The 12711-nt window shown below is 38.2% G+C and carries 13 protein-coding genes; all 13 read right to left on the reverse strand.

Going from position 1 to position 12711, the window contains the following annotated elements:
• Positions 1 to 9: 9 nt before the first annotated feature.
• The 13 genes from dnaJ to OZY43_RS04860 all read right to left on the reverse strand — a co-directional run bounded on the left by dnaJ (position 10) and on the right by OZY43_RS04860 (position 12698).
• Entirely contained in the window at positions 10 to 1152 is a 1143-nt protein-coding gene (gene dnaJ, locus OZY43_RS04800) for a molecular chaperone DnaJ (protein WP_277163924.1), read from the reverse strand.
• Positions 1153 to 1233: 81 nt separating this feature from the next.
• Positions 1234 to 3090 carry a molecular chaperone DnaK gene (dnaK, locus tag OZY43_RS04805; protein ID WP_277163925.1) on the reverse strand — a complete coding sequence of 619 codons (1857 nt, stop codon included), beginning with the start codon at positions 3088 to 3090 and terminating at the stop codon, positions 1234 to 1236.
• Between the two features lie 17 nt (positions 3091 to 3107).
• On the reverse strand, positions 3108 to 3698 hold the full coding sequence (gene grpE / locus OZY43_RS04810; RefSeq protein WP_277163926.1) for a nucleotide exchange factor GrpE: 591 nt from the start codon (positions 3696 to 3698) through the stop codon (positions 3108 to 3110).
• A 12-nt stretch (positions 3699 to 3710) separates the two neighbouring features.
• Entirely contained in the window at positions 3711 to 4760 is a 1050-nt protein-coding gene (gene hrcA, locus OZY43_RS04815) for a heat-inducible transcriptional repressor HrcA (protein ID WP_277163928.1), read from the reverse strand.
• Between the two features lie 152 nt (positions 4761 to 4912).
• Positions 4913 to 5842: a riboflavin biosynthesis protein RibF gene (ribF, locus tag OZY43_RS04820; RefSeq protein ID WP_277163930.1), complete on the reverse strand. Its 930-nt coding sequence runs from the start codon at positions 5840 to 5842 to the stop codon at positions 4913 to 4915.
• A 19-nt stretch (positions 5843 to 5861) separates the two neighbouring features.
• Positions 5862 to 6755 (reverse strand): tRNA pseudouridine(55) synthase TruB, encoded by an 894-nt coding sequence (gene truB, locus OZY43_RS04825; protein WP_277163931.1) that lies wholly within the window; start codon positions 6753 to 6755, stop codon positions 5862 to 5864.
• Between the two features lie 44 nt (positions 6756 to 6799).
• Positions 6800 to 7162 carry a ribosome-binding factor A gene (locus tag OZY43_RS04830; protein ID WP_277163932.1) on the reverse strand — a complete coding sequence of 121 codons (363 nt, stop codon included), beginning with the start codon at positions 7160 to 7162 and terminating at the stop codon, positions 6800 to 6802.
• 18 nt (positions 7163 to 7180) lie between these two features.
• Positions 7181 to 9820 (reverse strand): translation initiation factor IF-2, encoded by a 2640-nt coding sequence (infB, locus tag OZY43_RS04835; RefSeq protein ID WP_277163933.1) that lies wholly within the window; start codon positions 9818 to 9820, stop codon positions 7181 to 7183.
• A 4-nt stretch (positions 9821 to 9824) separates the two neighbouring features.
• Positions 9825 to 10136: a ribosomal L7Ae/L30e/S12e/Gadd45 family protein gene (locus tag OZY43_RS04840; protein WP_277163935.1), complete on the reverse strand. Its 312-nt coding sequence runs from the start codon at positions 10134 to 10136 to the stop codon at positions 9825 to 9827.
• Positions 10137 to 10138: 2 nt separating this feature from the next.
• A complete protein-coding gene (locus OZY43_RS04845; protein ID WP_277163936.1) occupies positions 10139 to 10435 on the reverse strand; it encodes a YlxR family protein in 297 nt (98 codons plus the stop codon).
• An 18-nt stretch (positions 10436 to 10453) separates the two neighbouring features.
• On the reverse strand, positions 10454 to 11668 hold the full coding sequence (gene nusA, locus OZY43_RS04850; protein WP_277163937.1) for a transcription termination factor NusA: 1215 nt from the start codon (positions 11666 to 11668) through the stop codon (positions 10454 to 10456).
• A 17-nt stretch (positions 11669 to 11685) separates the two neighbouring features.
• Positions 11686 to 12159, reverse strand: a complete 474-nt coding sequence (rimP, locus tag OZY43_RS04855) for a ribosome maturation factor RimP (RefSeq protein ID WP_277163938.1) — start codon at positions 12157 to 12159, stop codon at positions 11686 to 11688.
• 149 nt (positions 12160 to 12308) lie between these two features.
• Complete coding sequence (locus OZY43_RS04860) at positions 12309 to 12698, reverse strand: hypothetical protein (RefSeq protein ID WP_277163939.1); 390 nt, start codon at positions 12696 to 12698, stop codon at positions 12309 to 12311.
• Between the last annotated feature and the right edge of the window lie 13 nt (positions 12699 to 12711).

The raw sequence follows: 12711 nt of genomic DNA on the forward strand, positions 1-12711 counted from the left end.
TTAATTTGATTACTTCAATTTTTCTTTTAAACGTTCAAAGAAGCCTTTTTCTTGTGGGGTAATTGAACCACCACCAGCTTTTACAAAGTCAACCAAGGCCTGCTTTTGCTTATCATTAATTGATTCTGGAATTTGAACTTGCACTGTTGTAACTTGATCACCGTTACCATTACCGCGCAAGTATGGTACACCTTCACCGCGCAATGTAAATTTCTTATTCGGTTGGGTTCCTGCTGGAATCTTCAACTTACTCTTACCGTGCACCGTCTTAATACTGATTTCATCACCTAAAGTTGCCTGAGCAAAGGAAATTGGTACTGTTGTATAAATAGTATTACCATTACGCTCAAAGTCCTTAGATGGCTTAATACGGTAACTAATATACAAGTCACCATAAGGCCCACCATTCTTGCCAGCTTCTCCCTGACCTTCATAGCGTAGTTGCTGACCATTATCAATTCCTGCCGGAATATTAACTTCAATTGTATTATTGCCATTAACAGTTCCCTTACCGTGACAAGTTTGACATGGATGCTCAATAATGACACCACGACCATGGCACTTATCACAAACTGTCTGCCGGCGAATCATCCCCAACATCGACTTTTGAGTTACTGTCATATAACCTGAACCATGACATTTATCACAAGTAACTGGATGTGTACCCTTTTCAGCACCTGTTCCCTGACAAGTTGAACAAGTTTCACTACGCGTATAAGAAACTTGAGTCTTTTTACCAGTAATAGCATCCATAAAGTCAATGGTCAATGTATAATCAAGATCTTGTCCACGGGTTGGTGCTGTTGGATTGGCTTGACGCTGGCCGCCACCAGTACCACCACCAAAGAAATCATTAAAAATATCGCCAAAATCGCCAAAGCCGTTGAAGTTACCATAGCCTTGGCCTGCACCACCAAAGCCACCTTGACCATTGACACCAGCTGAACCAAATTGATCATATTGTGCCCGCTTTTGCTTGTCATGCAAAACTTCATAAGCTTCATTAACTTCTTTATACTTTTTTTCGGCACCAGGTTCATGATTTAAATCTGGATGGTACTTCTTAGCTAATTTACGGTAAGCAGAGTTAATTTCTTTATCACTGGCGCTACGATCAACGCCTAGCACACTATAATAATCTTCTTGTGCCATTTACTAAAAGCTCCTTACTTTCCAAAAGAAAAGAACTACTTTTTCGGCAGTTCTTTTCTTGTTTATTTAATTATAAACCCTTTACTTGTTTGGGTCTACCTTATGAAATTCACCGTCACCTGCAGAACCATTATTTGTGCTGCCACCTTGTGAACCTGGATCTTGTGGACCAGCTTGACCAGCAGCACCTTGAGCACCACCATTAGCTTGGTATAACTTAACAGCTAAATCTTGTGCAACTTTGGTTAACTCATCTTTCTTCGACTTCATTTCGTCCAAATTGTTATCCTTTTGTGCTTTCTTCAGAGCATCAAGAGCATCTTGAACTTTCTTAGTATCGTCAGCAGAAATCTTGTCGTTGTCCTTAACTTCCTTCAGTGTCTTTTCAGTTGAGAAGATTAGTTGGTCAACTTCATTACGCAAGTCAACTTCTTCCTTCTTCTTCTTATCTTCCTCAGCGTGTTCTTCGGCTTCTTTTTGCATCTTCTTGATTTCTTCATCAGAAAGACCCGATGAACTCTTAATGGTAATCTTTTGTTCTTTGCCAGTACCCATATCTTTAGCAGAAACATTGACGATTCCGTTTTTATCAATATCAAAAGTAACTTGAATTTGCGGAACACCACGTGGAGCTGCCGGAATATCTGTCAATTCGAAACGACCTAAAGTCTTATCGTCAGCTGCCATTGGCCGCTCACCTTGCAAAACGTGAACATCTACAGCTGGCTGATTATCAGCAGCTGTTGAGAAAATTTGACTCTTAGAAGTTGGAATAGTTGTGTTCTTTTCAATTAACTTAGTGAAGACGCCACCCATAGTTTCAATACCAAGTGATAATGGCGTAACATCAAGCAAAACGACATCCTTGACATCACCTGAAATAACCCCACCTTGAATAGCGGCGCCTAAGGCAACAGCTTCATCAGGGTTAATTGAGTGATCTGGTTCCTTACCAGCCCACTTCTTAACGGCTTCTTGAACAGCAGGAATTCTTGTTGAACCACCGTTTAAAATAACCTTGTCAATGTCATTAACCGTTAAGTCAGCATCCTTTAAGGCATTATCAAAAGCAACCTTAGTTCTGTCAACTAAATCACTAGTTAATTCATCAAACTTAGCTCTTGTTAAGTCAGCTTCTAAGTGTAAAGGACCAGATTCACCAGCAGAAATAAATGGTAGTGAAATATGAGTTGACGATACACCAGATAGGTCTTTCTTAGCCTTTTCAGCAGCATCCTTTAACCGTTGCAAAGCCATCTTGTCTTTAGACAAGTCAACACCATTTTCATCCTTGAAGTTTTGGATAAGCCAATCCATGATCTTATTGTCAAAGTCGTCACCACCAAGGTGCGTATCACCATTAGTTGATAATACTTGGAAGACGCCGTCACCTAATTGCAAAACGGAAACATCAAAAGTACCACCACCAAGGTCGTAAACCAAAACTTTTTCATCCTCAGCATCTTTGTCAAGACCATAAGCAAGTGAAGAAGCAGTTGGTTCGTTGATAATCCGCTTGATATCTAAGCCAGCAATCTTACCAGCATCCTTAGTGGCTTGACGTTGGGCATCGTTGAAGTAAGCAGGTACTGTTACAACAGCATCAGTAACTTTTTCGCCTAAATAATCTTCAGAGAACTTCTTGATATATTGTAAAATCATCGCAGAAATTTCTTGTGGGGTATATGATTTATCACCAATCTTAACCTTGTAATCAGCTTCACCCATGTGCCGCTTAATTGAAATAACTGTATTCGGGTTAGTAATTGCTTGACGTTTAGCAACTTCACCAACTTGAATTTCACCATCTTTAAAAGCAACTACTGATGGTGTAGTCCGATTACCTTCTGGGTTAGTAATAATCTTTGGTTCTTTACCTTCAAGAACGGCAACTGCTGAGTTAGTAGTTCCGAGGTCAATTCCGATAACTTTTGACATTAATTAACATCCTTTCATTACTGTGCAACAACAACCATTGCTGGTCTTAATGTACGGTCTTTATATTGATATCCTTTTTGTAAAACTTGAACAACGTGGTCCTTTTGATCATCACTACTTGCAGCAACTGTTTGCACAGCCTGATGTAATGTCGGATCAAATTTAACACCTTCAGCCTCAATCTCACTAATTCCGTGATCTTTCATAGCCTTTACAAGTGCATCAAGGGTCATTTGTACACCCTTTTTTAATTGCTTAGAAACATCATCATCAGCCTTAGTGGCTAAAGCACGCTCTAAATTGTCCATTGCAGGCAAAACATCCTTAGCCAAAGATTGTGATTCATATTTAATTAATTGTGCCCGTTCTTTATTATAACGGTTTTGCATATTTTGCATTTCTGCTTGGCTGCGCAAATATTTATCTTCAAAATCTTTACTATCAGCTTGCGCCTTAGTTAATTCTTCTTGAAGTTTTTGCTCAGGTGATTGTTCTTCTTTTTTAGAAGCAGCACTTGCCTTTTGTGGTTCAGCTTTTTCTTTTGACTTTTTGGTAGTCGCTTCTTCTTGATCTAAATCTTTTTCACTGGGAAAATCTTCCTTACTCACGGCTAACCTCCTTTATTTAAATCGACCATAATATTCAAGCAACTTTTTGGCTAGCTCATTTCTAAAGTATTCAAGCAAACCAATCACTTGTGAATATGGCATATTAGTCGGTCCCAGCAAGGCAATTACACCTTTACCATGAGAACCAACACTATATTCTGCAGTCAACAAACTATAATCTTTCAACAGTTCATTGGGCAATTCTGATCCTAAACTAACGCGAACCGGAAACCTGCCATTTTCAGACGCATTACCATAGTCAACCAGATTAGAAATTAAATCGTCATGATCAACTAATTCATACAATGAACGTAAATTAGTAACATCATTAGTTGAAGTATTATTAAGTAAATTAATCTGGCCATCAACATACATTTGTTCACTAGCAGCATCATTAATAACGTCTTCCACCAAGTCAATAAATTCACTAGCATGCTTGTTACTAGCATTTTGACCTAATGACTGCTTGAGCAAATCCGGCGTAATTTGATTTAAGCTTTTGCCAACCAATTCATCATTGATCATGCGTACCGCTTTTTCAATTTCATCACCATGCACGTTATGTGGCAAATTATAAACTTGATTCTGAATATTACCGTCACTTGTAACTAAGATTGCCATCACCTGCCTGCTAAACAGGGGAACAATGCGAAAGCCCGTTACCGTAACATTGCGACTCTCCGGTCCCTCAGCAAATGCTGTATAATTAGTCAAATCTGATAAAATTTTAGCAGCTTCCTGTACAATTTCATTAACTTGATGAAAAGGTCGATCAAGTTTGTTGATGATTTTATTATAAACAGATTCTGGTATTTGCAGCGGTTCTACCAAATTATCAAGGTAGTAACGATAGCCATCACTTGAAGGAACACGACCACTAGAAGAATGCGTCTTCTCAATCAACCCCTGATCTTCTAACACAGCCATTTCGTTACGAATAGTTGCACTTGATACTTTAATTGGTAGCTGGTTCATTACAGTCTTTGAGCCCACAGGATCATGTGTCTGCGTAAAATCATTAATAATGGTTTTTAAAATAAGTTCTTGACGCTCGGTCAACATAAATATCGCCCTCACTTTTAGCACTCTCATATCTTTTGTGCTAACAATTATTATGATACTAGGTTTTAGCAGAATGTCAAGCCGAGTGCTAACAAATATTTACATTTTTTGAAAATAAAAAGTCCCACCTACTTTTAGTGTAGAGAAGAACTTTATTTATTAGCAAAATAAGCCTTAATTTCAGCTTTATCTTGCATCATTTGCTTTTTTAATCCAGCAAGATCTGCAAACTTAATTTCACCACGTGTATACTTATACCACTTAATAATCATCTTTTGATCATAGGCTTCTTGATCAAAGCCAAAAAGGTTTGATTCAATAAAAATTCGCTTGCTCTGATTAATCGTGACATTATAGCCGACACTGGTCATTGAGTCATACCATTTGCCACCAATTTTAGTTTTGGTGGCATAAACTCCAACTTTGGGCAACACTTTATTTTCAGACCAAACTAAGTTGGCAGTTGGAAAGCCTAATTTATGACCATTACGCAAGCCATGCCCAACAATCCCTGACATTACATATGGTGCACCTAAGAGTTGAGCGGCAAATTCCATTTTGCCATCCTCAATCGCCTGCTTGATCTCAGTTGAGCCAATTTTCTGACCATCATAACTTTGCTTAGGAACATCAATGATTTGAAATCTTCCTTTAGCAAATTTAGGGAAATTTTTCATATTAGCAATTTCTCTTGGTCCATAAGTATAGTCAAAACCGGCAACTACTGTGTCTGTATTTAATTTGACAATAATCTGATCAACAAATTGCTGCGGTGTTAATTGACTAAAGCCCTGATTAAAATGAATAATGATTAAATAATCAACACCTAAATGCTCCATCTTGTAAGCTTTCTCAGCAGCGCTATCAATATAGGTAACTTTTGCCTTCTGGTAAACCTCTTTAGGATGTCGGTCAAACGTCATTACAACTAGTGGCAATCGCTTTTCCTGTGCCGTTTTAGCAGCCAGCTTAATTAAATGTTGGTGGCCTCGATGAACACCATCAAAAAAGCCCAAGGCTAAAACGATTTTACTTGGTATTACATTTTCTTTAACTGGATAAGTTAAATGGATAATTTGCACAATAAGACCTTCATTTCACCTATTCATTCTGCAAAAGCATCAAGTGTGGCCGATACTTAGTATCTTCCCTTTGATAAATTGCTTTAACCTTTTTATTGTACCTTAGCGCAACTAAATTTGCATCTGTTTCTAACTCGATTGCCGCGCCGTTTTTAACTTTCAACCATTGCCCTGATGTTAGTTCTATTTGAACATAATCCTTAAAGAAAGCATCAATCGGTTGAATCAGCTGCGACACGTTTTCTGGATTTGCAATAATCTCATCCAATTTAACGGCTTGACCGATATTAAAGCCTGAGCTAGCAGTTCGCCTTAAATCACTCATTACAGCAGGATACCCTAATTTAGTTCCTAGGTCATTTACAAGTGAACGTACATACGTTCCCTTACTGCATTCAATCGCAAAGTCAAAATTTTCTTGTCTTGTATCTTGATTAAATTCGGGTTCACTACATAAATCATATGCTAAAACTTCAACTTGACGTTTCGGCCGTTTAACCTCAATGCCTGCCCGTGCATATTCATAAAGGTGTTTACCATTAACACGAACTGCTGAGTAAATTGGCGGTACCTGCTCAATTTTACCGACAAAAGTTTGCATCCCGTGTCTAATTTCATCTGCAGTAAGTGCACGAGGCAATTTTTTAGAAAGCAAAATCTTTCCACTAATGTCATAACTATCGGTTGCATAGCCCAAAATGCCACTACCAACATATTTTTTGGTTCGTGTGTGCATTAATTCAATTAACTTTGTTGCTTGACCAATTGCAATTGGTAATACCCCTGTTACGTCTGGGTCAAGTGTGCCTGCATGCCCTATCTTTTTAATATGTAAGGCTTTACGCAGATGATAGACAACATCGGCACTTGTCATCCCCTTAGCCTTATCAATCACTAAAATTCCGTTTATCATTTTCTACCCATTTTCACTAAAAAAGCGCCATTAAGGCGCTTTTTTTAATTATCACGATCTGCATCCTGTTTTTTAACTTCAGCAATCAACCGATCAATTTTGCTTCCATACTTAACGGAATTATCACGTTTAAAAATCAGTTTCGGAACTTTATAAACAGTCAAAACTTGCCCCAGCAAGTGCCGCATCATTCCCTTAGCTTTTTCTAAACCTGTGGCAACCTCTTCTTCCTTATTTGGATCTTCAGAAAGAATACTATAGTAAATAGTTGCATATGATAAATCATTCGTACATTCAACTGCCGTAATTGTAACATCATTAACACGTGGATCACGAATGTTTTTCCGCAAAATCTTAGTTAGCTCACGGAGGATTTCTCCTTCAACACGACCAATTCTGTGCTTCATGCTTTCCTCCTAATAAAATTACTTACCTGGCTTAACCTCTTGCTTTTCAAAGGCTTCAAGCTGATCATCAATCTTAATATCATTATAGCCTTCAATTGTTAACCCACAATCAAAACCTTGTTTAACAATCTTAGCATCATCCTTGAACCGCTTCAAAGAAGCAACTTTACCAGTATAAATAACCACGCCATCACGAATTAAATTGATATTTGAATCACGCGTTACAAAGCCAGAATCAACGAAAGCACCAGCAATTGTTCCGATCTTAGAAACTTTCCAAGTTTCACGAACAGTTAAGTTGCCAACCACCTTATCTTCATAAGTTGGCTCTAACATTCCTTGCATAGCAGCTTTAACATCATCAATTGCCTTATAAATAATACTATAAAGGCGAATATCAACACCATCAGCTTCAGCTTGTGACTTAGCAGTTGCTGTTGGACGAACATTGAACCCGATAATAAAGCCATTAGAAGCACCAGCTAAGGTAACATCAGATTCATTAACGGCACCAACACCGGCATGAACAATATTTACTCGAACACCTTCAACTTCAATCTTTTCAAGCGATTGTTGTAAAGCTTCAGTTGAACCTTGAACATCAGCCTTTAAGACAATGTCAACTTCCTTCATGTTTTCTCTCTTCATTGTATCAAAGAGATTATCTAAAGTAATATGTTGAACATTTTCCCGTGATTGTTGCAAAGCTTGTTGTGCTCTTTGCTCACCAACACTACGAGCTGTCTTTTCATCATCAAAGACAACCAATTTATCAGCTGATTCTGGTACATCGTTCAATCCAGTAATTTCAACTGGCATTGATGGTGTAGCCTTATCAATTTGACGGCCACGATCATTGGTCATTACCCGGACCCGACCGAAACGATTACCAACAACAATTGGATCACCAGTCCGCAGCGTTCCTTGTTGAACAAGCAAATCGGCCACAGGACCACGACCACGAGAAAGCCGTGCTTCAACAACAGTACCAATAGCTTGTTGCTTCGGATCAGCCTTTAATTCCATTACATCGGCTTGCAACAGAATCATTTGCAACAATTCATCAACATTTTCACCAGTCTTAGCAGAAATATTAACAAAAATAGTGTCGCCACCGTAATCTTCTGGAATTAAATTGTACTTCATTAATTGCTCAGTAACATGTTGTGGATTAGCCCCTGGCGCATCCATCTTATTAATTGCAACAATAATTGGTACATTAGCACTCTTAGCGTGATCAATCGCTTCAATTGTTTGCGGCATAACCCCATCGTCTGCGGCAACAATCAAAACAACAATATCCGTAATTTCAGCACCACGTTCACGCATGTTAGAAAAGGCAGCATGCCCTGGCGTATCAAGGAAAGTAATCAAATGCTCACCAACATGAACTTGATAAGCACCAATCTTCTGTGTGATACCACCGGCTTCATGTGCAGAAACATGCGTATGACGCAAACGATCAAGTAAAGTTGTCTTACCATGATCAACGTGCCCCATAATCGTAACAACTGGCGGCCGCTTAATCTGTCGCTTTGATTCCTTAGATGCTGCCATCCGCTTATCATACAGAGTATCGATATCTGAAATATCTTCATGAACCTTTTCTTCAGCGTTGATGCCATATTCAGCGGCAATTAATTCAATTGTATCTTTATCAAGAGATTGATTTTGATTAGTCATCACGCCGAGCATGAACAATTTCTTAACTATTTCAGCTGGTTCACGGTGTAAAATCTTGCCTAGATCTTGGGCATTCATCCCAACTTCATAAACTAAGGTTTCTGGTAATGGACGCTCTTTTCTTTGAGTTGGCTGCTTACGTGGAACTTGTTCAAATTGATGTTTCTTATTCCGCCGTTTACGTCTTTCATGACGATCAGAATGATTATTACTAAAGTTTTGGTTTCTGCCTTTACGACCTGGCTTGCCAGTATTACGGGTATGACCATTGCCACGTCTTTTTTCTTCCTTAACTGGCTCTGGACCGACATTATTACTTGCAGGTTGATTATTCTCCCTAGCAGAAGACTGGGTTTTCTTCATTCTAGCAGGCGATGGCTTCAAAATCTTAGGACCCGTTACTTGAGATTCAGCTACTGTTTTCGAAGCAGTCTGCTTAGTTTCTTGAACAGTTACTTTTTCTTCTGCAGCCTTAGGATTCTTCAAATGCTCATGATATGCTTTACGCGCCTGATCCGCTTGCTTGTTCAAGCTAGTTTCTTCAACTCGTTGCTTTTGCTTTAATTGCTTAAGCAAATCTTGGGCTGCAGGTTTAGCTGTTGGTCTACTAGAATTAGCATGACGATCTTGATTACGGCTTTGTGAGCGGCGGCCCCGATCATCACGATTATTAGACCGACGATTGTTTCGACGACGATTTTTAGGTCTGCTAGACTTTTCGTCTTCATGATTTTTTTCATTTTTTCGAATTGACTTAACAGAAATTTTGATTTTACTACTCTTTTGAGCAGTATTCTCGTGCTTTTTAGCGGGAGCGGAGTCATGGAAACTACTCTTTAACTGATTCGTTTGTGAATCTTCTAGTGATGACATATGGTTTTTTACATCAAAGCCGAGGTCCTTCGCTTTTTTAACCACAACTTTATTATCGATGCCTAGTTCTTTTGCGATTTCGTAAATTCTTTTTTTAGCCATCCAATCACACTCCTTCATTAATCTTTTGTACTAATGCTTTGCAGAAACCAGTATCGGTTAAGCCCAACACTTTACGCTCCTTGCCAATTGCCCGTGAAAGTTCGCTACTATTAAAAGCAGAAATAATGTGAACATCATTTTGCTTAGCAATACGAGTAACTTTCTCAGTTGTATCAGCATGACTATCATTAGCCAAAATAACTACTTTTACTTGCTTTGCTTTAATACCGACCAGCACAATCTCAAGTCCGGAAACAAGTTTTCCAGCTCGTTGCGCAAGACCCAATAAATTCAACGCTTTTTGTCTATTTTGCAAATTTATTTATCACCAAACAATTCTTTCCTTGCTTTTTGATGATCTACATAAGAAAAGAGTTCTTCATAAAATGAGTCTGGCACTTTAGCACCCAAACTACGCTCCAAAACGCCTTTCTCCTGCGCAAATTTTATTTTGCTAGGATCAAGTGACACATATGCACCACGCCCCGGTTTTTTACCAGTTGGATCAACTGTAATATTCTTTTCTTTGTCAACTACAACACGCACTAAATCCTTCTTAGGCTGCATTGTGTTAGTTAATAGATCCTTCCGCATTGGAATTTTTCTTTTTTTCAAAAGAACTCACCCCTAGACTTATTCTTCGTCGGTCTCTTCAGACTCGGATATGTCATTATCGTCTACAACCTGCTCACCAGTTTCTAAATCAGTCTCAGAATTAGCTGCTTCTTCAGCAGTACTTTCATCAGACTCAACTGACAAATCTGTATCAATATCATCACTGTCGGACTTACTGCCATCATCAACAAATTCAACTTCAGATTCTGGTCGAATATCAATTTTATAACCGGTTAAACGAGCTGCAAGACGTACATTTTGACCCTTCTTACCAATTGCCAAGGATAATTGATAATCAGGCACAATTACTAATGCCTTCTTTTCTTCCTCTTCTTCGTCACCAAATTGAACTGCAATTACTTCTGCTGGATTCAACGCATTAGCAATAAAGTCTGATGGATCTTCTTCGTACTTAACAACGTCAATATTTTCACCGTCAAGTTCGTTAACAACGTTCTGTACTCTACTGCCTCGTTGACCAACGCAGGTACCAACAGGATCAATATTAGGGTCATTAGATTTAACCGCAATCTTAGTTCGGTCACCAGCTTCACGCGCGATTGAAACAATTTCAACAGTGCCATCAAAAATTTCTGGTACTTCTTGTTCAAACAAGCGCTTAACCATGTCTGGTGCTGTCCGTGAAACAGTAATTTGGGCACCCTTAGAATCAGAACCAACGTGGGTTACAAGAACTCGAATTTGATCTTGAGGGTTATAAATTTCGCCTGGCATTTGATCGTTATGGGGCATCACAGCCTCAACATTACCAATTTTAACATAAACGAACCGATTATCGCGTCTTTCAACTGTACCAGTAATGAGTTCATCTTCATATTGTGAATACTCATCAATGATATGGGTTCTTTCAGCTTCACGCAAATGTTGCATAATAACTTGCTTAGCAGTCTGTGCTGCAATCCGACCAAAATCCTTAGGCGCAACTTCAAAGCGAATTTCATCACCAATTTCGTAAGCCTTATTGATATTCAGTGCATCTTTTAAACTATATTCAAGTCGTTCATCATGTACTTCATCGACAACAGTCTTAACTGCTAATAATTTAAAGTTACCTTTACGTTCGTCAAATTCAACTTCAACATTTTGAGCTTGATTATAGTTCTTTTTATAAGCAGCAACAAGTGCTGCCTTAATTGCTTCAACAATAACGTCTTGCTTGATACCTTTTGTCTTTTCTAAAGTGGCAAACGCCTCTAGCATTTCTTTAGACATAAGTTTAATCAGCCTTTCTAAAATTCAATTGCAAAACGGATATTTGCAATCAACTTGCGAGGAATAGTTAATCGTTTCCGTCTCGTCTTAATCTTTATTTCTAACTCGATTTCATCATCAGTAAATGATCTAAGTGTACCTTCATAATTCTTTTCACCGGCAATCTTTTGATATAAGCCAACGTGAATATAATTATCAAGTGCCTTCTGCCAATCCTTGGCAGACTTAATTGGCCGCTCAACTCCGGGTGAGGACAACTCTAAAACATAAGGGTCTGGAAATGGATCGGGCTGAATTTCGTCAAGCTTAGCTGAAATTAACTCACTAAGACCAGCAATTTCATCCATATCAATTCCATTCTCGCGATCAACATATATTCTTAAATAATTTTGACCTTTTTCCTTCACATATTCAATATCTACTAACTCATCGTTGCGTGCAGCAATAATCGGTTTAATTTCTGTCAGAACAAGATCTGTAACTTTCGCCAAATACTTTCCTCCGTAATAAAAAGAGTGAGCAAAAAATGCTCACTCGAATTAATTATCCGAACTTCTTAATTAGTATAGCATATTTTAACAAATATCACAATTATAATCTCAAAGTCCTAGCAACTAACTTAAGAATCTCTACTCAAAAGTTATTTTAACTTTATCATTGCCCGTTCAACTTCAGCATATGGAAGATAATTATCCCGCATTTTTTTAGCTTCACTCATCATCTGCAATTTCTGTTGTTTAATTGCAGTTTCAGCTGCTGCAGTATTAATCCCTAAGCTATTAGCAAGATAGCTAAGCATTGGCGCACAATGAATGTGGTTATAAACGTATTTAAAATCTTTTTGATCACCAAATTTTGCCTGGGCAGCAGTTAACTCGTATAACCAATTTTGCTGCTGATTAGGATAGGCAATCCGATTAACTATTTTCTTATTTGAATAAAATGACCGTTTAGTATTTAAACTTGTATCTTGATTGTTAGGATTACTAAAATTACCAATTATGTCTTGTGCTTCTTTAATTGTTAACATATTTACTTCCATA

This window comes from Lactobacillus sp. ESL0785 (assembly GCF_029395455.1).
GTDB lineage: Bacteria > Bacillota > Bacilli > Lactobacillales > Lactobacillaceae > Lactobacillus.

Bases quoted from the DNA above. Each gene is read 5' to 3' on its own strand.
- dnaJ (WP_277163924.1), bottom strand. From the start codon at position 1,152: ATGGCACAAGAAGATTATTATAGTGTGCTAGGCGTTGATCGTAGCGCC.
- dnaK (WP_277163925.1), bottom strand. From the start codon at position 3,090: ATGTCAAAAGTTATCGGAATTGACCTCGGAACTACTAACTCAGCAGTT.
- hrcA (WP_277163928.1), bottom strand. From the start codon at position 4,760: ATGTTGACCGAGCGTCAAGAACTTATTTTAAAAACCATTATTAATGAT.
- truB (WP_277163931.1), bottom strand. From the start codon at position 6,755: ATGATAAACGGAATTTTAGTGATTGATAAGGCTAAGGGGATGACAAGT.
- OZY43_RS04830 (WP_277163932.1), bottom strand. From the start codon at position 7,162: ATGAAGCACAGAATTGGTCGTGTTGAAGGAGAAATCCTCCGTGAGCTA.
- infB (WP_277163933.1), bottom strand. From the start codon at position 9,820: ATGGCTAAAAAAAGAATTTACGAAATCGCAAAAGAACTAGGCATCGAT.
- nusA (WP_277163937.1), bottom strand. From the start codon at position 11,668: ATGTCTAAAGAAATGCTAGAGGCGTTTGCCACTTTAGAAAAGACAAAA.
- OZY43_RS04860 (WP_277163939.1), bottom strand. From the start codon at position 12,698: ATGTTAACAATTAAAGAAGCACAAGACATAATTGGTAATTTTAGTAAT.